23 protein-coding genes are annotated in these 23311 nt (G+C 39.6%); 7 read left to right on the plus strand and 16 right to left on the minus strand.

The genetic code is table 11. The features are described from left to right. Positions 1-75: 75 nt before the first annotated feature. Positions 76-498 carry an IS200/IS605 family transposase gene (tnpA, locus tag B2V22_RS02810; protein WP_111857575.1) on the plus strand — a complete coding sequence of 141 codons (423 nt, stop codon included), beginning with the start codon at positions 76-78 and terminating at the stop codon, positions 496-498. 17 nt (positions 499-515) lie between these two features. Here tnpA and B2V22_RS02815 read toward each other — a convergent pair whose 3' ends face one another. The 3 genes from B2V22_RS02815 to B2V22_RS02825 all read right to left on the minus strand — a co-directional run bounded on the left by B2V22_RS02815 (position 516) and on the right by B2V22_RS02825 (position 2664). Next, positions 516-797, minus strand: coding sequence for a hypothetical protein (locus tag B2V22_RS02815; protein WP_048727162.1), 282 nt, complete (start codon positions 795-797; stop codon positions 516-518). Further along, positions 794-1165 carry an SIS domain-containing protein gene (locus B2V22_RS02820; protein ID WP_225968923.1) on the minus strand — a complete coding sequence of 124 codons (372 nt, stop codon included), beginning with the start codon at positions 1163-1165 and terminating at the stop codon, positions 794-796. Before B2V22_RS02820 ends, B2V22_RS02815 begins: the two co-directional genes overlap by 4 nt. A 578-nt stretch (positions 1166-1743) precedes the next feature. After that, positions 1744-2664 carry a tRNA dihydrouridine synthase gene (locus tag B2V22_RS02825; protein ID WP_069286779.1) on the minus strand — a complete coding sequence of 307 codons (921 nt, stop codon included), beginning with the start codon at positions 2662-2664 and terminating at the stop codon, positions 1744-1746. Positions 2665-3022: 358 nt separating this feature from the next. On the opposite strand from B2V22_RS02825, the gene B2V22_RS02830 reads away from it, so the two are divergent. Further along, a complete protein-coding gene (locus B2V22_RS02830) occupies positions 3023-4123 on the plus strand; it encodes a glycerol dehydrogenase (protein WP_290490410.1) in 1101 nt (366 codons plus the stop codon). Positions 4124-4204: 81 nt separating this feature from the next. Here the strand turns inward: B2V22_RS02830 and B2V22_RS02835 are convergent, their stop codons facing one another. Further along, positions 4205-4945, minus strand: a complete 741-nt coding sequence (locus tag B2V22_RS02835; RefSeq protein WP_290490412.1) for an alpha/beta hydrolase — start codon at positions 4943-4945, stop codon at positions 4205-4207. Positions 4946-5280: 335 nt separating this feature from the next. Then, complete coding sequence (locus B2V22_RS02840) at positions 5281-5544, minus strand: TetR/AcrR family transcriptional regulator (protein ID WP_165695907.1); 264 nt, start codon at positions 5542-5544, stop codon at positions 5281-5283. 345 nt (positions 5545-5889) lie between these two features. Between B2V22_RS02840 and uvsE the strand changes: the two genes are divergently transcribed. After that, the gene (gene uvsE, locus B2V22_RS02845) at positions 5890-7161 is read left to right on the plus strand and encodes a UV DNA damage repair endonuclease UvsE (protein WP_290490416.1); all 1272 of its coding nucleotides are present in this window, start codon (positions 5890-5892) and stop codon (positions 7159-7161) included. Positions 7162-7666: 505 nt separating this feature from the next. Then, positions 7667-8395, plus strand: a complete 729-nt coding sequence (locus tag B2V22_RS02850; protein WP_290490417.1) for a tryptophan-rich sensory protein — start codon at positions 7667-7669, stop codon at positions 8393-8395. 611 nt (positions 8396-9006) lie between these two features. On the opposite strand, the gene tsaD is transcribed toward B2V22_RS02850, so the two are convergent. The 6 genes from tsaD to B2V22_RS02880 form a co-directional block, all read right to left on the minus strand. After that, the gene (tsaD, locus tag B2V22_RS02855; RefSeq protein ID WP_290490419.1) at positions 9007-10017 is read right to left on the minus strand and encodes a tRNA (adenosine(37)-N6)-threonylcarbamoyltransferase complex transferase subunit TsaD; all 1011 of its coding nucleotides are present in this window, start codon (positions 10015-10017) and stop codon (positions 9007-9009) included. A 34-nt stretch (positions 10018-10051) separates the two neighbouring features. Continuing rightward, positions 10052-10546, minus strand: coding sequence for a ribosomal protein S18-alanine N-acetyltransferase (rimI, locus tag B2V22_RS02860; RefSeq protein ID WP_290490421.1), 495 nt, complete (start codon positions 10544-10546; stop codon positions 10052-10054). Positions 10547-10549: 3 nt separating this feature from the next. Further along, a complete protein-coding gene (rimI, locus tag B2V22_RS02865; protein ID WP_290490422.1) occupies positions 10550-11173 on the minus strand; it encodes a ribosomal protein S18-alanine N-acetyltransferase in 624 nt (207 codons plus the stop codon). Next, positions 11142-11900, minus strand: a complete 759-nt coding sequence (tsaB, locus tag B2V22_RS02870; RefSeq protein WP_290490424.1) for a tRNA (adenosine(37)-N6)-threonylcarbamoyltransferase complex dimerization subunit type 1 TsaB — start codon at positions 11898-11900, stop codon at positions 11142-11144. The genes rimI (B2V22_RS02865) and tsaB overlap by 32 nt, the downstream gene beginning before the upstream one ends. A gap of 169 nt (positions 11901-12069) precedes the next feature. Then, positions 12070-12216 carry a hypothetical protein gene (locus tag B2V22_RS02875; RefSeq protein WP_290490425.1) on the minus strand — a complete coding sequence of 49 codons (147 nt, stop codon included), beginning with the start codon at positions 12214-12216 and terminating at the stop codon, positions 12070-12072. Positions 12217-12315: 99 nt separating this feature from the next. Further along, positions 12316-13503: an MFS transporter gene (locus B2V22_RS02880; RefSeq protein ID WP_290490426.1), complete on the minus strand. Its 1188-nt coding sequence runs from the start codon at positions 13501-13503 to the stop codon at positions 12316-12318. Positions 13504-13894: 391 nt separating this feature from the next. On the opposite strand from B2V22_RS02880, the gene B2V22_RS02885 reads away from it, so the two are divergent. The 3 genes from B2V22_RS02885 to B2V22_RS02895 are packed head-to-tail and all read left to right on the plus strand — an operon-like array spanning position 13895 to position 15748. Further along, positions 13895-14821, plus strand: a complete 927-nt coding sequence (locus B2V22_RS02885; RefSeq protein ID WP_290490428.1) for a VOC family protein — start codon at positions 13895-13897, stop codon at positions 14819-14821. Positions 14822-14835: 14 nt separating this feature from the next. Then, positions 14836-15453 carry an alpha/beta hydrolase gene (locus B2V22_RS02890; RefSeq protein WP_290490430.1) on the plus strand — a complete coding sequence of 206 codons (618 nt, stop codon included), beginning with the start codon at positions 14836-14838 and terminating at the stop codon, positions 15451-15453. A 22-nt stretch (positions 15454-15475) separates the two neighbouring features. Continuing rightward, a complete protein-coding gene (locus tag B2V22_RS02895) occupies positions 15476-15748 on the plus strand; it encodes a DUF896 domain-containing protein (RefSeq protein ID WP_290490432.1) in 273 nt (90 codons plus the stop codon). Between the two features lie 180 nt (positions 15749-15928). On the opposite strand, the gene B2V22_RS02900 is transcribed toward B2V22_RS02895, so the two are convergent. From B2V22_RS02900 to ilvC, 5 genes are all read right to left on the minus strand, one after another. Continuing rightward, the gene (locus tag B2V22_RS02900) at positions 15929-17395 is read right to left on the minus strand and encodes a glycoside hydrolase family 1 protein (RefSeq protein WP_290490434.1); all 1467 of its coding nucleotides are present in this window, start codon (positions 17393-17395) and stop codon (positions 15929-15931) included. 37 nt (positions 17396-17432) lie between these two features. Beyond that, entirely contained in the window at positions 17433-19334 is a 1902-nt protein-coding gene (locus B2V22_RS02905; protein WP_290490436.1) for a beta-glucoside-specific PTS transporter subunit IIABC, read from the minus strand. A gap of 204 nt (positions 19335-19538) precedes the next feature. Further along, positions 19539-20468 (minus strand): PRD domain-containing protein, encoded by a 930-nt coding sequence (locus B2V22_RS02910; protein WP_290490495.1) that lies wholly within the window; start codon positions 20466-20468, stop codon positions 19539-19541. A 517-nt stretch (positions 20469-20985) separates the two neighbouring features. Then, positions 20986-22245 (minus strand): threonine ammonia-lyase IlvA, encoded by a 1260-nt coding sequence (gene ilvA / locus B2V22_RS02915; RefSeq protein WP_290490437.1) that lies wholly within the window; start codon positions 22243-22245, stop codon positions 20986-20988. 51 nt (positions 22246-22296) lie between these two features. Continuing rightward, positions 22297-23307 (minus strand): ketol-acid reductoisomerase, encoded by a 1011-nt coding sequence (gene ilvC / locus B2V22_RS02920; protein ID WP_290490439.1) that lies wholly within the window; start codon positions 23305-23307, stop codon positions 22297-22299. Positions 23308-23311: the final 4 nt, after the last annotated feature.

Consider the following 23311-nt stretch of genomic DNA (forward strand, 5'->3'; position numbering starts at 1 on the left):
TATATTATACCATACGTATGACACTTGTTTATAGCGATAACAATTGCTATAATGTAGTTAAAGAGGTTTTTACATATGATAGTGAAAACAAGGACAAATGTTTATGATTTTAATTTCCATTTGGTTTGGGTAACAAAGTATCGTAAAGAAATATTTACAACCATTGAAAAACAAAACGCCATGCAAGATATATTGACGCATATTTGTGATGAACACGATATTGTCATCCAATCGCTCCAAGTTATGCCTGACCATATCCATATGTTGATTTCGTTCAACCCTAAACATGCCGCAAGTAGTATCGTCAAAACACTTAAAGGGAAATCTGCCCGTCTATGGTTCAAAGCATATCCAGAAACAAAAGCAATGTTATGGGGTGGCCATTTATGGACACCTAGTTATTTCATGTCAACAGTAGGCAGTATGTCTAAAGAAACTGTTAAAAAGTATATAGAAAATCAATTAACGGAATACAATGACGGTCGCCCTAGAACTTGATTCATCCATGTAATGAATTACACGGTTTTCTCAAGGGGTGACTTTAAATAAAATTGTCCTAGACTATCTTGTGTTTGGTCAATTTGATCCCACTTAGATTTGATTAAAAAGCCCGCAAAAGGCAGGATACATGCAGACATTAGTGAAATCACTGTAGAGACATTCGTGGTCAAGTTTTCTAGTAAACCCAGTCCTTGCGCGTTGCCTTGGAAAGTTAATAGGGCAACATATAAGATGGGTGCAATAACCAGTAATATAATCACAAAATGTACCATTCGACTTAAATTTTTTCTGGTCATAGGTCACGCTCCTCATTTTCTTTCTGTAATCGTTCTTGTTTTCGCACATATTCAAAATAGGCGATTGCTAATAAGTTGGTGGCTTGGTGGATAGGTAACATAGATGCAAAGGCTTCATCCTTATAATCAAAGCGTGTTGTTTTAAAATAAATTGTATAATCGGCTAAGCTAGCTAATAAACTGGTATGCATTTCACTCACCGCAATCAGGATGGCCCCTTTACTCTTAAAGATTTTCAATTCTCGTTCAATCAATGCCACATTGCCGCTAAAAGACGCCACAATCAGCACATCTCCAGGTTTAATAGATGCACTCGCAATTTTTAGCTCCAAAGGTGCTGAAATATCGATAGAAAATTTATTGTTCAATTTTATTGAGACAAGTTTTCTAACCCGCACCCTGTTCCGAAATTAGGAAATCGGCCCAAGAATAATCAAAAAAAGACAGAGGCCTTAGGTAAATAGGCTTTCTGTCAGCTTAGATGTGTTTCTTTATTTTGCAAGAAGTTATGGCAATAATACGCCCGAATAGATCTAGACCCGAATTATAATGGCGACGAGTAAGATAAGCCCTTCTCCGGCTAGTTTCCGAAAAATTTCTGGTTCTCGAAGTCTTGCGAAGACTTCTGAATATCTAATGGCTAAAGGTAGTTTGGAGGCTAGGAAGAGGAAGAGCATGAAAATGATCATAGCGTAATCCCCCATTAAAATCAGTGTTGCGGTGGTTAGAAATAGGAATAATGCGATGAGGTTAATAAGCCAACCCAATATCCGTATAGTCATCTTCATACCGTCTTATCGAATCAAGTTAAGGACCTGATACTTTTCTTCTATAAATATCTGCTATCATAACTGCTTCCGTGTTCACCCTTATAATATCAAAAATTTTAGAAACCACCTAAAAAAGACCACGTGAAAGTGGCCTTTTTATCATATTCGCAATTATATTATGCATCCGCTAGGTATTTTTCTTCAAATTCATCTAGCAATGCGCGTGCTTCTTCCGTTGATTCAGTTTCCATTAGGCCAATCCGTAAGTCGTTGGCACCACGGAATGAGCGGATGTAGATTTTAAAGAAACGACGTAATGGTTTATATGGACGACCGTCTTTGGCAGCATTTTCGTCGAACAAATCCAAGTGGTATCTGAATAAATCCAACAATTCTTTTGGCGAGTGGTCACGTGCTTCTTCTTCAAAGGCAAATGGATTATGGAAAATCCCACGACCAATCATGACGCCGTCAACACCGTATTTATCCACTAATTCTTGACCGACTTGACGGTTTGGAATATCACCATTAATGGTTAATAAGGTTTGTGGTGCGATTTCGTCGCGTAGTTTTTTGATTTCTGGAATCAATTCCCAGTGAGCGTCTACTTTAGACATTTCCGTCTTGGTCCGTAAATGAATCGATAAATTGGCAATATCTTGCTTTAACAACAGACTAAGCCATTCTTTATATTCTTCCGTGTCTTGGTGGCCAAGTCTTGTTTTCACTGAAACGGGTAGGCCACCTTCTTTAGCTGCTTGAATTAATTCAACCGCTACATCTGGACGGAGGATTAACCCTGATCCTCGACCGTGTTTAAACACGTTAGGTGCTGGGCATCCCATGTTAATATCTAAACCAGCATAGCCCATTTCATTCATCCCTTTAGCCATTGCCGCAAAATGATCAGGGTTGTCTCCCCAGATATGCGCTACGATAGGCTTTTCATCTTCTGTAAATAGTAATCGTGAATTTAATGAATCGCGACCTTTTGGATGTACATATGATTCTGAATTGGTAAATTCAGTAAAATAAACATCTGGTTTAGCTGCTTTTTGAACTACATGACGAAAAACAGTATCTGTCACATCTTCCATTGGCGCTAAAATAAAAAATGGTCGTGGCAATTCTTGCCAAAAGTTTTTCTTTTCTTCCACAATAAATTCCTTTCTCTTTTTCTTATATATTGAATACAAAATAAAAAAGCTATTCGCTTTTTTACTTACTCTAGAATTTTTGCTTACAGCGTTACATTATCTCAAATCTGAACCACAATTGGAAGCAAAATATCTTATATCATCATTATATTTTATTCTCTCGAAACTTACCCTAAATTAGTATCATCTCCTTTTTATTTGTGATATAATTCACATGTAAATAGGATTAACAGTTTTCTTGCTTTTTATATATGTGGTTTCTATTGTGAATTTTGTGACATAAACTAGGAGGTTTATTATGGTTAGGGTATTTGCAAGTCCGGCACATTATGTTCAAGGTAAAAATATTTTAACAAGTCAAGTAGCTGTAGACTACATTCAAAAGTTAGGTGATAAGGCCTTACTGCTAGCAGATGATGTTGTTTGGGAAATTGTTGGGGAAACCCTAACTGACTCATTGACGGCAGCTGGCATGACCATTATCCGTGAGCCTTTCCAAGGTGAAGCTTCTACTGCAGAGATTGATCGCGTAACGAAAATTGGTCAAGACAATGATGTAAATCTTGTTTTAGCACTAGGTGGTGGGAAAGCTATTGATGCAGGGAAAGCCATTGCAGATGACCTACAGTCACCAGTAGCTATTTTACCAACCGTTGCTTCTACAGATGCACCAACTTCTGCGCTATCTGTTATTTACTCTGAGGAAGGCGCCTTTGAGAAATACCGATTCTACAAGAAGAATCCCGATCTAGTCCTATTAGATAGTCAAATTATTGCGCAAGCACCAGCTCGTTTCTTCGCTTCAGGAATCGCTGATGCACTGGCAACTGCAGTTGAAATGCGACCAACGATGACCGGTAACCACGATACCATGGCCGGTGGGAAAACAACTTTAGCTGCTCAAGCGATTGGAGACAAGAGCAAGGAAGTCTTGTTCGCTGACGGAGTTAAAGCTTTTAAATCCGTTGAAAAACATGTAGTCACACCAGCAGTTGAGAATGTTATTGAAGCCAATACGCTTCTTAGTGGACTGGGCTTTGAATCTGGTGGTCTTGCAGCTGCCCACGCTATCCATAATGGTTTCACAGCTTTAGAAGGTGACATTCATCACCTAACCCACGGTGAAAAAGTTGCTTATGGTACGCTAACACAACTCTTTATGGAAAATCGTCCAACTGAAGAGATTGATGCTTACATCGACCTGTATCAAGCTTTAAACTTACCTACTACCCTAAAAGAATTACACTTGGATCCTGAAGACCGTGACGCCTTGATTCGCGTGGGTAAACAGGCCACAATTGAAGGGGAAACAATTCACAACATGCCATATATCGTCACAGCTGAAGACGTTGCAGATGCCTTGATTGCTGTAGATGCATACGTAACCGGCCGCAAATAAGCATAAAAATGACCAATTCCAAAATTGAAAGCGACTGAGATATACTCAGTCGTTTTTTTACATGTAACTTAAAAAGATGATTTAATGCCATAAGAAGTCCATGTATAGGTGGTTTTGTGCTGCCCATGTAGCTTCTGAGTGGTCCCCCCCTGCTGCTAAATGCATATAAGTTTCACCACCACGATCTAAGAATGCTTGCTCAAGATAACCAGCCTGCTCTAAGCGATCTTGATTCACTTCTTGGTCACCAAAGGACAAGTATAATCGAGTGTCTTGGTCGATAGATTGGCGTCCCAATTCAGCCACTAATTCATCAAAACAAAAACCAAAAGCTGGTGATAATGCGGCAACTTTAGAAAAAGTCTCATTATGAACAACTCCACCATAATAAGCCATTAAGCCACCCATAGAGGAACCAGCAATTGCTGTTCCCATGCGCCCCGCAATAGTTGGATAGTTATCATCAATAAATGGTTTTAGGTCATTAACTAGCCAATCCATAAAATGATCGCCATAACCATCAATTTGACCAAAATGCGCAGTATCTACTGAATAGGGACAATATTCACGGAGACGCTCACCGTCTTCATGGCTGCACTCAATCCCTACAACAATCAGCTCTTTATTGTAGGTACCCAGAAAATCCAATAAATCCCAAGACCTTCCATAAGTCGCCATCTCGTCAAAGAATAAGTTATGCCCATCAAACATGTAAAGAACAGGATAGCGTTCTTTACTTTCTGATAGACGATCTGGTAAATACAAGTGGATTTGTTTATCCACATCCTTAAATGGAAAATAAAAAGCAAATTGTTCAAACATAGCCGCACATCTCCTTATTGATACTTGCTTTAATATACCGTGTAGAAATAGATGAATGACTTCACTAAAATTCATTAAATGATATTTCTCCGCATCCGGGAAAATATAAGACGCAATCGTTATAAAATAGTCACTAGCAATTGAGTTAGGATCGACTTCTTCGGTAAATTGGCTACTAAATGATTGGAAAAGATTCCTACCAGGACCTCTATATTTATCTATCAATAACTTATAAAGTGCTTCTTTAGTTTCTTTATCAGCATTAAGTCTATATCTTTTAACATGCTATAAATATCAATTGGATTCGTTTCCTGTAAATACAAGGTCATCTCCATTTAAGTTTCTTCCATAGTCAATTGTTCATTCGCAACAAAGTTAATAAGTTCTTTCTCTACCTCGTTAGCAACTGATTCTAATACCGCTACATAAAGTGTTTGTTTATTCTTAAAATGATGATATAGATCTTGTTGAGTTGTTCCACCCTCTTCAGCAATCATGCGTGTGGAGGTCTTCTCATACCCAATTGACATAAAGTTTTCGTGTGCAACTGCTGTAATTCTTTGCCTGGTTGTCGGATTTTTTTCTGATAATGAAGCCATTCCTTTTAAATATTCCATTTCATTATAAGGCAAAAATACTTAAACAGGTATTGTTAATTACTTTTATTAGCTTTATACTAAACGAAACTTATCAATTGATAAGTTTATGATTTTTAAAAAGCGAGCGATATGAAAAAATTCATAACCATATCGAAGCATTTCACCCGAAAGCTCGTCTACAACTTGTGGCATCAGCTACTATTTGCCAAAGTATTGAAACGGTTATTCAAGAAGATTGCTACAATTGTTTCCCTAAGCGCCAGTACACTAGCAAATTAAAAAGAGCACAATTAATTCAACAAGCTCACCAAACTATCAGGACATCATGAGAAAGAAGGTCATATGATGAATTCAACAATAAAGGTTGGTTACGCCTGCTTGAACCTAGACTTAGATCGAGGGTTTAAAACTTGTCGTTTTGCTAATTTAACTAATGAAAAATGGATTGAGTTAATTAGCTGGAATTTAGAAACACTTAAGCAAATGTTGATTTACACTGCAGACCACAACATTCAAATGTTACGGTTATCAAGTGATTTAATTCCTTTTGCAACTAAGGCTAAAGATGATGTTAATTTAGACTGGCAGGTATATTTTCAAGATGAATTCGATGCACTAAAGAAGCTCATAAAGAATTTAGACATCCGCATATCCTTTCACCCTGGTCAATATACTGTGCTAAATTCACCAAAGGAGGATGTAGTAGAACGCGCAATTGCTGATTTGGATTATCATGCCGATTTGTTGGCGTTATTGGGCGGTGATCAAAGTAATAAAATGGTGATTCATATTGGTGGTGTGTATGGCGATAAAGACGCCGCAATTCAACGGTTTATTCAAGTAGCTAATAGCCTTTCTAGTAAGATTCGTCGTCATTTAATCATCGAAAATGATGAGCGCTTATTTAATATTGAAGATGTCTTGTATATTAGTCAACTCACTCACTTACCTGTTGTATTTGATAACCTACATTTCAATATATTAAAACCCGAAAATAGCCGTAGCATGAAAACCTATATTGATTTAGCCGGTCAAACTTGGACTACTAATGATGGTAGACAGGCTATACACTATAGCCAACAAGCGCTAGGTAAAAAACCGGGTGCGCATACTAAAACGACCGCACTTAACCCTTTTATCCATTTCATTCAAAATGAATTAAGTGGCCCTATAGATATCATGTTAGAAGTAAAAGATAAAAATCGGTCTGCAGAAAAAATCCAATTATATCTTGACCAAGATATTGGGGCTGCCGAAAAGTTATGGGAGCGTTATAAATATGACGTGATGGCAAAGTCTTTAAATATTTATCATGCCATTAGAAACCTTTTAAAAGATAAAGAGCACACTGATTTTGAAGCCTTTATCCAATATCTTGAAACTGCTGAAAACTTACCAGAAGATATCGGTAATGAAATAAATGCTGGACAACATATTTGGGGATACTTTAAAAACCAAGCCACCGATTCTGAGCGTGGTAAGTTTAAACGCAATCAAGAAAGACTACAAAACCAAGAAATATCGATTACACAATTCCGTCGATACTTGAAACAATTACTGAAAAAGTACCCAAATCCATATTTAACTGACAGTATTTACTTCAAGCCATTCAAATAGCCACTTGTGATAGGAAGATGATAATAAAAATGACAAAACATGTAATCGTAGTTGGGGCAGATATAGACGATATATCCGCTAGCCGATTAGGACATGCAAGCCATTAAGTAGATATCCACGAGAAAAATGATTAACCAGTTGGTAAGATGCCCCAATCCAAAAAGGATGATGATATCTTCAGACGTTTCAGAAATTATAATTGAAGGAAAACACGCTACACACCGGAAGATTTTAAAAGTAAATTTAATGTATACCATGGAGCGACTTTTGGCTTAGGATCTTCTTTGGGGCAAAGTAATCACTTTAGGCTATCTTTAAAGAAAAAAAAAGGGCAACAATTTATACTTTGCTGGGTCAAGCAGCCCTCCAGGTGCCGGTGTAGCGATTATACTCTCCTCATAAAAAATTACTGCCGATGAAGTCATGTTGGATGATGGTATAAAACCCTCCTCATCATCAATTGTTGAAACAATACTACTGCAATTAAATGGAAAGGAAGATATTCATGAAAAAATATACCCAATGGCCCGTAATTTATCTCATCGCATTTGCTGTAATGATCTTTCTGAATTACTGGTCTGCCACTAATGTTGGGATTGTCGCAAACCAAGACCCTGCACTTATTCAACCTGCCGGCTACGCTTTCTCCATTTGGGGAATCATCTACATACTCACTTTTATTTGGATGATTCGCTTATTCTTTAATCGTCAAAAAGCGCAACAAGTAGTAGATAGATTAAGTTTTCTGCCTGTTATCAATTTCTTACTGAACGGTTTTTGGATTATTGCATTTACCCAAGAATGGTTGCTTGTTTCTACAATCATTATTGCTTTATTACTCATCAACTTAGTCAGCATATATACAAGATTATCGGATATAAATAACCGACACTGGCTTGATCGTTTACCATTCTCTATTTACTTTGCTTGGGTAACTGTTGCAACAATTGTCAATATAATCACCTGGTTTATCGGTGCTGATATTGATTCTTTCATTGGACTTTCCGAGTTATCTTGGACCAATATCATGCTAGTGGTAGCTAGTCTATTAATGGGTTACATCGCCTTTAGATATAAAGACATTGCCTTTCCATTAGTATTCACTTGGAGTTATGTAGCGATTTTAATAGAAAATCAGTTTAACGACATTTCTTTAGCGGTTATCCTTATCATCTGTATCATTGCACAGTTGGCTAGTGCTAGTTTATTGATGAAACAGCACTTAAGCAAATAATCACCTAAATTAAAAAGCTCCCTAAGTGCACGCTTAGAGAGCTGAGACAAAAAGTATTCGCGGTTAGCAGATGGACCTGGCTAACCTTTTTTGTGCATCCCAACAACAAACGACACACCTAGTATAAACCGGATGCAAGTAAAGCTAGGCATGGTTAAATTGTAATTGCTAGCTAGGGTGATTTACAAGTGAAGTGTTTCACATTTGTAATATAAGCCCTTTTTATCGCCTTCCCTACAAGGTTTTTACAAAAAAAAGCACATTTCTGTGCCTTTCATTTAATCATCTTAGAAAAAATATAGTCGCTTCCTAAAGACTAAAGGCCCAGTATAAAAAGACTAATCCTGTTATTACAGCAATAATCAAAAGAAAGATAATAATGTCAACGAAAGTATCCCTAGGATTATCACGAATCCGATCTGGTTGTCCTTTAAACCGCTCTTTTCGTCGTTGCCTAGCAGAAAGTTGTTCTAGGCGATTTCGGTCTCCATGTTTATCTTGCGCATTCATTTTTCTTCTATTAAACATTGCCCCACCGCTTTCTCTTTCTCACTCGATTATAAATTGCCTTCTATTATAAAGAAAACTTACCTTACTTCAAAATATTCTACCTATGATAAGCTCATACCTGGTTTAGCATCCAAAGCTAAAGAAGCAAATTGCTGTGTTTGATATAAAGTCTCCGCTGCAGCACCTATCATCGCCGCATTGTCACCGCAAAGGCTTAATGGCGGGAACTGTAAGGTGACTGGACGATCTAATCCTTCAACTGCTGCGGTTAATTGGCTACGTAAACCTTTGTTGGCTGCTACACCGCCTGCAACTAGTAAATGGTTGATTTCTGGGTATTGGTTTAAGGCAGAAATTGTCCGACCCACTAATTGATCAAGCGCTGCTGCTTGGAATGAAGCTGCTACATTGTTCATATCAAGCGTTTCATTCTTTTGTTTGGCATTATGCATATGGTTGATTACAGCAGACTTTAAGCCTGAAAAAGAAAAATCTAATGTATTTTCTCCCTTCATAGCTCGCGGATATTGATAAACATCTTCTCCTTCATGAGCCATCTGGTCAATGATTTTCCCACCTGGATAAGGCACTCCGATGACACGGCCGATTTTATCGTAAGCTTCTCCTACAGCATCATCACGCGTATCACCAATTGTTTCAAAATCATTTTCTCCGCGCATAATAACTAGTTCAGTATGACCACCGGATACAACTAATGCCAACAATGGATAATCCATTGGTGAAATCAGTTGATTGGCGTATATATGACCAGCCATATGATTAACCCCGATTAAAGGTTTTTGATGAGCAAATGCTAAAGCTTTTGCTGCCGTAACCCCAATTAATAATGAACCGACTAGGCCGGGTCCTTGGGTTACTGCGACAGCGTCCACATCTTCCCAGGTCGCGTTACCTTCAGTCATAGCTAGGTCGATGATTTGAGTAATTTGTTCTACATGATGACGGCTAGCGATTTCAGGCACGACACCGCCAAACCGCATATGACTTTTAATTTGACTTGCGACAACATTGGACCGCATGTCTGTCCCGTTTCGGACGATAGCTGCGGATGTTTCATCACAAGAAGATTCGATTGCTAATATTGTTGCCATAGCGAGATGGCTCCTTTCACTTAGTTGTTGTCATTTAATTATTGTTATCTAGAATTCGTTGGTAAATAATGGCGTCGTCTAAGTCTACAGTATAATAATCCGGACGACTAGCAATTTGTTTGAAGGCCAATTTTTCATATAGTTGTCGGGCCGCGTGATTGCGGCTACGGACTTCAAGGGTAACGATTTTACCCTCGTTTTTGGCAAAATAAGTCAGCGCTTCTTCAATCAAATGTTGGCTGAGCCCTTGGCGACGATAGGCCGGCAAGATGGCGATATTGAAGAGTTCAACGTCGTCAAAAATCAATTGAAAATGCGCTACTCCAACAACCGCTAAGTTTGCTGGATCGCGCATAATAAAGAAGTGATGGTATGGATTAGCCAGGCTAGTCGCAATGGCTTCTGCGGTCCAAGACAAGTCACCTTGGAAGGCTTGGTGCAAGCCAGCGTGTATTTCGGTGGCCATTTTGCCTAAATCTTTAGGGTCTTGGTCTTTGGCCCAATGGTGGTCTAGGTGGTCGATTTGCACGGGCTACACTCCTTCGACGACTTCGATTTGCTCGACGTTAGTTAGGGGCGCTAACCGCATTTCGTAGGCGTCTTCGTCATTATCAGAGTAATAATTCTCTTTGGTGTCACTTTCGTAGAAGCCGAAACGTTGGTAGAACCGTTGCGCACCGTGGTTTGAGGCTCTGACTTCAAGAGACATGGCGTTGCGGTCGAGCTGTTTGGCACAGTCAATGGCCCGGTCCAGTAAGGCGGTCCCAATCCCGATTGACTGGTAGTCTGGGTTGACGACGAAGTTTGAGATATGAACGTCGGTTCGGTCTCGTCTACAGCCGATAAAGCCCACTAATTCTTCGCCTAAAAAGGCTTGGATGTAGTAGGTGTTTGGATTTTGGGTCATGTCATACAAGAAGTCGCGGGCTGTCCAAGACATGACTTGGTGATAGGCCCGGTATTCGACGTCAACCATCTGGTGGATCACGGTGGTATCTTGCATAACAAAGAAAATGGATTGACCATCTGGTAAGGCGATTGACTGTTTGTCTAATGTTAAATCGGATACTAATGAATGTTTCATTGTAAACAACACCTGTCGATTAAATTTTTTGAAATAATCCTTAATTAGTTCTCTCCACGTACGTGCCTTCATCTGCCTTAGCCTCCTCAGGATTTTGAGCGACCCAATTTTCTTCAGCTTCTGATAATTTTGCGTAATCCGGAATAAATGTATCAACGTCCACTTGTTTCAGTGGTAACGCGCCTAAATGTCCTGCATGAATTAAACCAAATTCATTTGGGAAAATGATTGCTCGGTCACCAAATTGGGCTTCAATGTCTTGGCGAAAGGCATCGATATCTGGGCTGACAAAATTCAGCGGTAAGGTTTGTAAGTCCGGATTGTCTTTTAAGTAGGCCTCAACCTGTTCTAAAAACTGGGTAAATTGGCCGTGCGATGTTGTGAATAATGGCGTGAAACGGTTGCCATCTCTAAGGTAAACAGTCGCAAAAGCCGTCTTTCTTCTGGCATCGATAAATGGGACGATTAAAGCTGGACCACTTGTTGCTTGCACGTTGCCCGCTAACGCCATCAAGGTTGGTAAGGTAAACAAAGGAATGTTTAGTGTGTTGGCCATGGTTTTGGCTGCTGTTACCCCAATCCGCAATCCTGTATAAGAGCCCGGTCCCCCTGTAACAACAATGCCTTCAAGGTTACTTGGTTGCCAACCGATTAATTTGAACATACTGTCAATTAAAGGGAGCAACTGGGTTGAATGCTTAATTTTGGTATTGGTGGTCGTTTCTGTCACAACCTGATCCCCATCACGTAGGGCGACACTAAGAGCTTGAGTTGATGTATCAATTGCTAAAGTTTTCATAAAACCACCTTTTTAAAATTTGGAGGTACGAGAAAAGCGGTCTCTCTCGCACCCTGTTTTTCCTATAGTATATCAAATTCTACCTTTTAAATGTAAAAACAATTGACGTTCTTATGGTTTTTACCCTATTTGACCGTCAATTGCTTTCATTTTTATTTGAATTTAAAGATTAACCATTGTCGATTGTATGACCTAGGTCTTTTTGCATTTCGTGGTAGTCTTCTTTTGAGATGTTAAACACTAATAAGTAAGCAATAAACACCAAACCAAATCCAAATAATGGGAATAGGATTGACATGTTGTAGATTGCACTCACATTTGATGCGGTCCAAGTTGCCGCATTATTCAACTCTAATGAAGGTGCTGCGAATGCAATTAATAATGGTACGGCTGCAGATGAGAATGCTGTGCCAATTTAACGACAGAAGATATATGAAGAATATAACGATCCGTCTGAACGGAAGCCTTGTTTCCATTCGTTGTAGTCAATTGCATCTGAAATCATTGCCCATGATAGTAATTGGAAACCGAATGTAAACATATTCGCGACTGCCATCAAACCAATCCAAACGTAAACATTTTCCACTGGGAATAATAACATTGTTCCATAGGTTACCAAGCTACCAATTAAAGGTACAATGATGACTTGGCGTTTACCAAATTTACGTACTAGTGGTGTAATCATGAATACCCCAATCGCTAAAGGTGCAATTTCAATAAGGGTAAACCACGAGAATAATGATCCATCGTTGTATTTAACTTGTAAGGTCATTTGGTGTAATTGTGATGCTGAGTAGATGAAAATTGTTTGTGCTGTACCGGCAATAATTTGGGCGATTAAGGCACGGTTTGAGAATAATGTTTTGAAAGTTTTGAAGATTGACGGTTGGTTTTTGATTTGTTCCATATCTGGCTGTACACGTTCTTCTACATTTGAATATAACAAGAAGAATGAAATTAAAGCGACAACCCCTAAACCTAACATTACTGGAAACATTAACTGTCCTTGAAATTGTGATACAACTTGACCGTCAACTACTTTATCTTGATATACGATTAACGGAATAATCGCTACTGGTAACTTGGCAACCCCAGCACCAATTGAACGCGCTGTAGAAAGTTTTGTACGACCTTCAGATGCGTCAGTGACTACTGAGTTTAAAGTGCCGTAAGGGATGTTTACTAAAGTATAAGCAAAGTCCCAAGCCACATAAGAAATGGCACAGACAGCCAACTGCACCCCATAGCCCATTGATGAGGTATCAAAGTACATAAAGGCTGAAATGATCGCTAGTAATGGACCCCCAACAAAAATGAATGGTTTATACCGGTTACCTTTAAAAGGTTTAATCCGGTCAGAGAAATAGCCAACCAATGGATCATTCACAGCATCAAATACACGTGTCAGAATCATTAAAGCAGCAAAGTGTGTTGCTTCAATTCCAATGTAAGATACATAGAAAATTGTAAGGTAGTAAGTTACAACAGAATAACTTAGATTACAGCCAAAGTCTCCAAAGAAGTAACCAATAATGTCACGGAAGCCAAATGGGCGCTTATCAGTCGCATCCATTGTCGCCGAGTTTTCGTACGAGTTGCTCATGTTATTCCTCCTGTGTTTACGAAATTTACCTTCTGCACATTGTTACAACGCTATTTTACCAAATAAATTTGATGATTTTATTAAATAATGCAATTTTACATAATCTTCACAAGAAACTCATATATATAATAAAGTATACGGCTTAGAAGTTTTTTTGGTTTGAATAAACGCTTATAAAACTCAAAGAAAAACTTATTGATAGGCAATACAACCTTATTATTTGCCTATGTTCTTGAATTTATCATATAAATAGCATATCGGTTGCTTGATTCGAATTCGAAATGATGATATACTCGATTTATAAATTGGTTCGAATTAGAAATAAAGATTTAAAATGATGCTTGATTTTTCCATTGCTAACACAAAACCCTATTTTTAAGGAGGTTTTCCCGTGACTGAAATCATTGAAAAATTGCACCATATCACTGCTATTGTTGGGGCCCCTAACCAAGTGTTGACATTTTACCGCGACATCCTGGGTCTTCGTTTGGTCAAGAAAACCCTAAATTACGATGACCCTTTCACTTACCACCTATATTTCGGTAACAATGAAGCTGACGCCGGGACCATCATTACCTTCTTCCCTTGGGAAAATAACCGCCTTGGTCAATTGGGTGACGGTCAAGTGGCGACCACTTCTTTTGCGATTCCAACTGGCAGTTTAGATTTCTGGGCTAACCGCTTGGAAGCCAAAGGCATTCAATTTGCCCGCGGTAGCCGTTTTAACAATGAGACAATTCTCGTCAAAGATTTCCATCATTTGAATATTGAGCTGGTTGAAAAGAACTGGGGCAAGGCTAATACTTACGCAGTCGACGACATTACGCCTGAGACAGCTATTCAAGGCTTTGCTGGAGCGGTTTTATACAGTCATCGGCCTGATCATACGGTTGAATTGTTCGACCAAGTTTTCGGTTGGCACAAGCTGGGCGAGGACGACCAACATATCCGTCTACAAGCACCTGGCGAACGGAATGAATGGCTAGATATTCGAAAAACTGCTGATTCTTTTGGTACAATGGCTATCGGTACAGTTCACCACATCGCCTTTGAAGTGGCGGACGAAGAGGCCTTAACCTATTGGCTAGAAGTAGCCCAACAACGTGGTTACCATACTAGCGATATCAAGAACCGTGACTATTTCAAATCCTTATACTTCCGCGAGCGTGGTGGAATTTTGATTGAATTAGCGACTGCTGGCCCTGGATTTACTTGGAACGAGACGGTTGAAGAACTTGGCAGCCAATTATTCTACCCAGCCAAACATGAAGCGATTATCGACCAAATTAAAGCCAAATTGACACCCCTAGATTTCTAAAAAGGAGTTCATACATGAGTTACGAATATATTTATCAAGCAGGAGAAAACCAAGCTGAAGCCAATACCCTACTACTTTTACACGGTACAGGTGGAACTGAGCGCGACCTACTAGACATTGCCCAATTTATCGATCCCAAGGCCAATATCCTATCATTACGCGGTAACGAACCTGAAGGAGCCATGAATCGTTTCTTCAAACGCCACGGTGAAGGCAACTTAGACATCGAAAACTTGAAATACCATGCCAAAGACCTGTATAATTTCATTGGAGCCTTGGCTGCGGAAAAAGGGTTCGACCCAGCTAAAGTAGTGCCAATTGGTTACTCAAATGGCGCAAATATTGCTGGCGGTGTTTTATACCTGTATGACAATCCTTTTAAGGGCGCGATTTTACTCCACCCTATGGCACCATTTAGAGATGAAACGATGCCAAACTTGACCCACACACCTGTCTTTATTGGTGCTGGTACTAACGACCCAATCTGTGCACCAAGCGAAAGTGAAGAACTTAAAACCAGCCTAGAATCAGCTGGTAGCCCTGTTACCCTTCATTGGGAAAACTATGGTCATTCCTTATCTATGCCTGAATTACAAGCAGCGAAGGGATGGTATGCTACCGCTGTTGGCTAATACAAAAAAGGAATGATAATCAATGGATTCAGATCAATTATTAAAACGCATTAACGAGCTAGCTGCTAAGAAAAAAGCTAGCACGATTACTGAAGAAGAACTAGTGGAACAAAAAGAGTTGCGCCAAGTTTACTTGAAACAATTCCGTTCAGCCTTCAATGACATTATCTTAAACACTAAGGTAATCGACCCTGAGGGTACTGACGTGACCCCACAAGCCGTTCGCGACGCCAAGAAAAAACAAGAAGCTGAACAATCTAAAAAAGATGCAGACTCAACGGACGCTGACAAATAAATTCGACATAAGAAAAAAGGGTATCACCAACAACACGGTGATACCCTTTTTTCATATAAATCCGGCTTCAAAAGTCAAACTCTTCCGAAACTTCCCAAAATGCGCCAATTACTTGATAGTAATAGTTCGGCTTTCGGTCCAGTGCGTCGAGTCTAAATGACTTTTGTCGCACCTCATAAATTATTCTAAAATATTAGCACCATTTGATTGAATGACGTCACGGTACCAGAAGAATGAGTCTTTACGTGAACGATCGAAGGTACCGTTTCCTAGATCGTCTGCGTCTACATAGACGAAACCGTAACGTTTAGACATTTCCGATGTTGATGCGGATACTAAGTCTGTACAACCCCAAGGTGTGTAACCTATTAAGTCCACGCCATCTTCAATAGCTTCGTGCATTTGTTGGATGTGTGATTTTAGGTAGTTGATCCGGTAGTCATCATGGATTGAACCATCAGACTCGACTTTGTCGAATGCACCTAAACCATTTTCCACGATAAACAAGGGTACTTGGTAACGGTCGTATAATTTGTTTAAGGTAATGCGTAGCCCAACTGGATCAATTTGCCAACCCCAGTCAGATGCTTCTAGATAAGGGTTTTCTTCTGAAATAGAGAAGTTACCCGCAGTTGAACCTGCGCTTTCATCCGGATTGTGACGAGCGATTGATGACATGTAGTAAGAGAATGACATGAAATCAACTGGATGAGCTGCTAAGATATCTTCGTCACCCTCTGCCATTTCCACGTGAATATTGTTTTCTTTGAAGAATCGTTTGGTATAGGCTGGATATTTACCGCGTACTTGAACATCTGAGAAAAATAAGTTTTCGTGGTCCTTATGAATCGATTCCATCACGTCTAATGGGTTCGGCGTTGCTGGATAAGCTTCCATACGCGCTAACATCATCCCCACTTTTAAATCTGCCTTCAATTCATGGGCGAATTTAGTTACTAATGATGACGCCACAAATTGATGGTGAGCTGCTTGGTACATATCTGATAAGTCTTGCTTACCATCTTCAAATAGTAAGGCACCACCCACATAACCTGAAATCCCCATAATGTTGATTTCATTGAAAGTTAACCAGTATTTTACTTTATTTTGGTAACGTTCTAAGACTGTTTGGCCGTATTTGACGAACAAGTCAATCACTTCACGGTTCTTCCAACCACCATAATTTAAGGCAATACCGATTGGTGTTTCATAGTGAGATAAAGTCACTAATGGTTCAATACCGTATTTCAAGCATTCATCAAAAACAGCATCGTAGAAAGCTAAACCTTCTTCATTTGGCTCTTTGTCATCACCATTCGGGAAGATACGAGACCATGCAATAGATAAACGGAAAGTTTTAAAGCCCATTTCAGCATATAAGGCAATATCTTCCTTGTAGCGGTGGTAGAAGTCAGTTCCCCAACGTTTAGGGTATAAACCTTCTTGGTCTTGTAAGGCGAATTCTACACGCTCACGGTTCATGGGTGCAGCGAAATCCGACATATTCTTTCGGTCCTCAGGCGCTACCGCTACCGCCGTGTCAGAGGTCGCTGGTCCGCGTCCGCCTTCATTCCATGCACCCTCAAATTGATTGGCTGCAGTTGCCCCGCCCCATAAAAATCCTTGTGGAAATGCCTTGTCTGTCATGTAATCCCTCTTTCTTTAAACCTTTAGTTATCTATATTTATGCAAATACTTCAATTAATTCATCAGTAAAACCTACAGTGCCTGCTTGAGTTGTCGCCACATTGGTGTAAGCCGGTGTATTAGTGATAATAACAGGTGAAGTCACTTGGTAGCCAGCCGCTTTAATCGCTTCAATATCAAAGGATACTAACGGATCGCCCGCCTTCACGTGGTCACCTTGGGCAACATGTGCTTCATAGAATTTACCTTCTAATTCAACTGTATCCATACCGATATGGATTAAAATTTCCACCCCATCATCTGTGATAAAGCCGATTGCATGTTTCGTTGGGAAAAGGATTTGTACTAATCCATCTGCCGGCGCTGTGACTAAGCCTTCACTTGGTTCAATCGCAATCCCTTGACCCATTGCCCCAGTCGCAAACACTTGATCATCTAACGAACTTAAAGGCACGATGTTCCCTTGTAATGGGCTGTTTAAGATTTGGTCTTTTGCGTCAGATACACTTGCAGATACTAGAACTGGTTGGTCATCAGTCGCTGTTACTTTAGTTGCGTTAGTAGTGTCGTCATCTCCGTATAAAGTAGGTACTTTAACAAACATTTGTACTGCAAAGGCAATGACAATTGCTAAAACTGTACCAATTGCTAAGTGGATTACTGAGTGGAAGGAACCAGTCGCTGGGTCAATGTAAGCTGGATATAAGAAGATACCCATACCACCCATTGCGTAACCAGTAACATTAAAGATTGATAAGTAAACGCCGACAATACCTGAAACAATACAGGAAATAATAAATGGTGTGCGCATTGGTAAAGTGTACCCATAGATTGCTGGTTCAGTAACCCCAAAGATTGCTGAGATTAATGTAGGTAGTACACCCTTTTTAACTTTGTCTTCTTTCGTTTTTAAGTAGATAGCTGCTAAGACACCAACTTGAGTGAAACATGGTAATACTGCAGCTGTTAAGATAACAGATGAGCCGTTTTGCGCCATATCCAAAATTGCAATTGGTACAAGACCCCAGTGTAATCCAAACATGACCATTACTTGCCATGCTGCCCCTAAAATGAATCCATAGATAATTGGACTAAAGTCATACACTGCTTGGAAAGCAATACCGATCCAATCAGAAGCTGTATTCGCGATAGGTCCTACTAATAGGAAAGTTAATGGAATAGTTACTAATAAGGTAACCATTGGTACTGCGAATAATTTCAAAACATCTGGTGTGACTTTCTTCATGAATTTCTCAATCTTAGAAGCAACGTAGATTGCTAATAAGATTGGTAATACGGTGTTGTAGTAGCCACCCGCTGGTAAGGTGAAGTTCAACCCAAAGATATTAGTTGCTTCAGTTAAGGATTCAGCTAAACCTGGATAAACTAAAGCACCTGCAATGGCTACGGCAGTATAAGTATTCATTCTAAATTTCTTAGAAGCAGAAACCGCTAATACCATTGGTAGGTATTGGAACAAGCCGTCTCCAATGGTATTCATCAAAAGATAGATACCTGATGTTTGATCCACACCAGTAGCTGCTAATAAGGCTGTTACCCCTTTTAAGATACCGGCAGCTGCTAAAGTGCCTAAGAATGGTTGGAATAAACCAGAAACGATATCGATAAATTGATCGAATAAGTTCCCTTTTTCACTGTCATCATCAGCGTCTACTTCGCCACCATCAGCAAAGTTTCCTACTTTTAATACTTCTTCATATACTTCGGGTACATGGTTACCGATAACGACTTGGTATTGTCCACCAGCTTGTATCACTGTTACCACACCATCACGTTTCTTCAAATATTCTGTGTCTGCCTTACTTTCATCTTTTAAATAGAAACGCAAACGCGTCACACAATGTCTTACTTCCTTAACATTTTCTTTGCCGCCGACTTTGTCAACAATATCTTCTGCTAATTGGGTGTATTTCGCCATTTTCTCTACTCCTCTTCTTTTATAAATCTGACTGACTAACGATATAAAAAAGACCCACAAATCTATTCCTGAAATACCTTAGGATGGGCGTATGTGTAGGGAGGTACACACACGCCTATCCTAAGCTACTAATAAAATAGAAAATGCAGGTCTTGCCGGCCGAACCGTAACGAATCCAGTATTTTTCCGTAACTAGATATTATTTTATTTTTTTTTACTAGCTGAGTGACTCACAAGATTACCAATATGTAGGATTAAATATAATAATTCCATGTCATTGACTTGCCAGCCCTTGGCTTCGAATAGGTATTCCTTAATTTTATCGGCTGCTTCTTTCTCCTTAGGATAGGAAATGAAGGCCAATTCAACCATTCGGTCATTTTTAACCGGTTGATCATTTTCTTGCTCTTGTCCCTGTCGTATTAAGTAGTAACGAATATGGGTAACAAATCGTTGAAAATATACAGAATTTTCATCGATATCAATATTCGTAGCAAACTGAACGATTCGAATAATATCATTGGTCAACGCCATCTGCTCATAAGCAGATTGGTTAGCCGTTCGGTCCAGTTGTGCATTGACAAAATGTAGGGTGATCGATGCAACTTCTGTTTGCGGAAAATCCGGTGACAAATGTTGTCGGACCAGATCCACCGCTTCTTCAGCAATTGCATACTCTTTAGGATAAATTCTCTTTATTTCCCATTGCATGGGGTTCATCAAGTTAGGATCTTGTTTTTGCTGATGAATCGCAAACAAGATATGATCGGTAAGTGTGAGGAAGAGATTGGGATTAAAGGCTACATCCATTTTTTCTTTAAATAAGGATACGATTTTATAAATCCAATAAATTTCTTCTTCGCTAGCATTTGTCATCACCATCAAAATGTGTTCGAGATCAACGTCTCCTTCTGGATAATAACGTTTTTCAATGTTGTTGCCATCGATTGAATCGCCAACCTTGGCTTGGAAGCCTAACCCTTTTCCAATTAAAATCATTTCACGTCCGTCATCATCACTTGAAAACACGACATTATTATTAATTCTCTTTACGATTTTAAAACAAGTTTCCCCACACCCTCTCTCGATGTATTGATGGGAACAAGTCCTTATATATAAAAAAGACCAGCGCATAAAAGTATAGCTATTAGTCCCATGACTAATGTGCGATAACTTTGATGCCTGGTCTTGCCGGCCGAGCCGTAACGAATCCAGTATACAGAGTACTTGTTCTTTATCTAATTGCAATAATACCTCGAATTGAAAGCGTTGTCAACATATTTAGAAAACGTTTTCTGAATATTTTTAAAAAGCGATAAATTAAGTTGACACGAGCAGTATAGAAGATTACTTACATTTTTATGTCTAGATAACGTGCAAGTTCATTGGATGTATATATTTTTTCATTTGTCTGCGTTAGATGCTCTGAGTCTGATCTTCTTCTGTCACATCTTAATAATAAAAAACACCCTCATCGCTTTGAGGGTGAAAAAGGAAAAAACAAAAATGAAAGGATGATGCAATCTATTAGAGGTCTAGATTGCCTCAAAAACATTATAGCATGGTTCAAGTAAAAATGAAAGCCTTTTTATGAAACGTTTTCAACGTTGTTATTATAGGATTTCCCTATCATTTGTGACCCAGTGAGGCATTAGACTAAGAATTCATATAATGTCGGATTTTCAGATACCGAAATATAATTAGCATCAAAATTCTTCAACCGTTCTAATAAACCGGGTAGGGTTTCGTAATCACCCACTAGGATCCCAACGAGTGCTGGTCCGTTTGACCGGGAAATTTTCTTGGTATATTCAAACTTGGCGATATCATCGTCCGGTCCCAATACGTCCGTTACAAATTCTCTTAATGCACCTGGTCGTTGCGGGAAATTCACTACAAAATACTGTTTAGTTCCTGAATAAATCAATGCTTTCTCCTCAATTTCGGCCATGCGGTTGATGTCGTTATTACCACCAGAAATGATGCAGACGACTGTTTTGCCAACAAGGTCTTCGGCCATATTATCTAGAGCAGATACGGTCAAGGCGCCTGAAGGTTCGGCTACAATGGCTTGCTTAGTGTACAAGTCAATAATTGTCTCCGCAATCTTACCTTCTTCGACTGTTTCAATGCGGTCAATATTGTCTTTCGCGTATTGGAAGGTGATGTCCCCTACTTTACCAACTGCTGTACCATCCGCGAATTTGTTGACTTTCTCAAGTGCTGTCGGCTGACCTTGGTCAAGGGCCAGTTTCATGGATGCTGCACCGGCTGGTTCAACGCCAACAATTTCAGTTTCGGGCATGGCTTCACGGACATAGGCAGAAACACCAGAGATCAACCCACCCCCACCGATAGGCACTAAGACATAGTCTGCAGTTTCCCCGTCGGCAGTTAGGCTGTGGTGGATTTCAACAGCTAATGACCCTTGGCCAGCGATGACATTTTCATCATCGTAAGGTTCAATAAAGGTCATCTGATTTTCTGCACCATATTCGTGCGCAGCTTGGCTACACTCATCGAAGGTATCCCCTTCAATCACAATATTCACGTAGTCCCCACCAAAATATCTGACTTGATCGATTTTTTGGGCGGGTGTCGTATTCGGCATATAAATCGTCGCCATTACTTGTTTTTCATTACAAGCAAAGGCTACCCCTTGAGCATGGTTGCCGGCTGAGGCACAGATAACACCTTTAGCTAGATCATCTTCACTGAGTTCACTAATTGAATAGTAGGCTCCTCTTAATTTAAATGAACGGACAACTTGTAAGTCTTCACGTTTCAAATAAATATTGGCCTTATACTTCTCAGATAGATATTGATCATATTGTAAAGGTGTCTGCTTGACGACCGACTGTAATTTTTTGTAGGCACTCAGTACCTTCTCCTTATTGACGCTTTTGACCATGTAGTACCCCTCTCTCATCTTGACCTTTTTGTGATTGACTTACCTCCACTTTTAGTTGTTTGTGTCTACCGCATTTTCTTTAACGAACGGCATCATTTCGCGTAAGCGACCACCAACTTCTTCAATTTGGTGCCCTTGCTCTTTTTCACGCATTGCGTAGAAGTCTTTAAAGCCGTTATCGTAATCATATGTGAAACGTTTAGCGAATGAACCGTCTTGGATATCCGCTAATACATCCTTCATACGTTCTTTCACGTCTGGTGTAATTAAACGTGGTCCTGATACATAGTCCCCATATTCAGCAGTATTTGAACAAGATTTACGCATGTGGTCCATACCACCTTCATATAATAGGTCTACAATCAATTTCAATTCATGCATTACTTCAAAGTAAGCAATTTCTGGTTGGTAGCCAGCTTCAACTAAGGTTTCGAAACCTGCTTGAATTAAATGGGTGGTCCCACCCATTAATACAGTTTGTTCACCGAATAGGTCAGATTCAGTTTCTTCACGGAAGTCTGTTTCGATGATCCCAACACGAGTTGCCCCGATACCATCAGCCCAGGACATAGCTAAGTCGCGCGCATTACCTGTTGCATCTTGATAAACCGCAAATAATGATGGCACCGCTGAACCTTTGGTAAATTCACGACGTACCAAGTGTCCAGGACCCTTAGGTGCAACCATGAACACATCAATTGAAGGATCTGGTTGGATGTTTTTGAAGTGGATGTTGAAACCATGGGCGAAAGCTAAAGCATTTCCAGCCTCTAAGTTCGGCGCAATTTCATTGGCATAAGTATCTTTTTGAATTTCATCCGGTAATAAAATCATGATGATGTCAGCTTTTTTCGTCGCTTCTGCAACTGAATAAACATCAAATCCATCGTTACGCGCACGATTTGCAGAGCTACCTTCACGGATACCGATAATGACATTTTGGCCGTTATCCCGTAAGTTTTGCGCATGCGCATGTCCTTGTGAACCGTAGCCGACTACAGCGATTTGTTTGCCTGATAATGCATTACTGGTCATATCTTTTTCGTAGTATACTTTTGCCATATTT

This window comes from Aerococcus sp. UBA6277, from assembly GCF_002440555.1.
In the GTDB taxonomy this organism is placed as follows: Bacteria; Bacillota; Bacilli; order Lactobacillales; family Aerococcaceae; genus Aerococcus.

Bases quoted from the DNA above. Each gene is read 5' to 3' on its own strand.
- B2V22_RS02880 (WP_290490426.1), bottom strand. From the start codon at position 13,503: ATGAGCAACTCGTACGAAAACTCGGCGACAATGGATGCGACTGATAAG.
- ilvA (WP_290490437.1), bottom strand. From the start codon at position 22,245: ATGGTCAAAAGCGTCAATAAGGAGAAGGTACTGAGTGCCTACAAAAAA.
- rimI (WP_290490422.1), bottom strand. From the start codon at position 11,173: ATGAAGGCACGTACGTGGAGAGAACTAATTAAGGATTATTTCAAAAAA.
- B2V22_RS02890 (WP_290490430.1), top strand. From the start codon at position 14,836: ATGAGTTACGAATATATTTATCAAGCAGGAGAAAACCAAGCTGAAGCC.
- B2V22_RS02900 (WP_290490434.1), bottom strand. From the start codon at position 17,395: ATGACAGACAAGGCATTTCCACAAGGATTTTTATGGGGCGGGGCAACT.
- tnpA (WP_111857575.1), top strand. From the start codon at position 76: ATGATAGTGAAAACAAGGACAAATGTTTATGATTTTAATTTCCATTTG.
- B2V22_RS02825 (WP_069286779.1), bottom strand. From the start codon at position 2,664: ATGGAAGATGTGACAGATACTGTTTTTCGTCATGTAGTTCAAAAAGCA.
- tsaD (WP_290490419.1), bottom strand. From the start codon at position 10,017: ATGGCAACAATATTAGCAATCGAATCTTCTTGTGATGAAACATCCGCA.
- B2V22_RS02910 (WP_290490495.1), bottom strand. From the start codon at position 20,468: ATGCGCTGGTCTTTTTTATATATAAGGACTTGTTCCCATCAATACATC.
- uvsE (WP_290490416.1), top strand. From the start codon at position 5,890: ATGAATTCAACAATAAAGGTTGGTTACGCCTGCTTGAACCTAGACTTA.
- B2V22_RS02815 (WP_048727162.1), bottom strand. From the start codon at position 797: ATGACCAGAAAAAATTTAAGTCGAATGGTACATTTTGTGATTATATTA.
- B2V22_RS02895 (WP_290490432.1), top strand. From the start codon at position 15,476: ATGGATTCAGATCAATTATTAAAACGCATTAACGAGCTAGCTGCTAAG.
- B2V22_RS02840 (WP_165695907.1), bottom strand. From the start codon at position 5,544: ATGGCTTCATTATCAGAAAAAAATCCGACAACCAGGCAAAGAATTACA.
- B2V22_RS02835 (WP_290490412.1), bottom strand. From the start codon at position 4,945: ATGTTTGAACAATTTGCTTTTTATTTTCCATTTAAGGATGTGGATAAA.
- ilvC (WP_290490439.1), bottom strand. From the start codon at position 23,307: ATGGCAAAAGTATACTACGAAAAAGATATGACCAGTAATGCATTATCA.
- B2V22_RS02905 (WP_290490436.1), bottom strand. From the start codon at position 19,334: ATGGCGAAATACACCCAATTAGCAGAAGATATTGTTGACAAAGTCGGC.
- tsaB (WP_290490424.1), bottom strand. From the start codon at position 11,900: ATGAAAACTTTAGCAATTGATACATCAACTCAAGCTCTTAGTGTCGCC.
- B2V22_RS02850 (WP_290490417.1), top strand. From the start codon at position 7,667: ATGAAAAAATATACCCAATGGCCCGTAATTTATCTCATCGCATTTGCT.
- B2V22_RS02830 (WP_290490410.1), top strand. From the start codon at position 3,023: ATGGTTAGGGTATTTGCAAGTCCGGCACATTATGTTCAAGGTAAAAAT.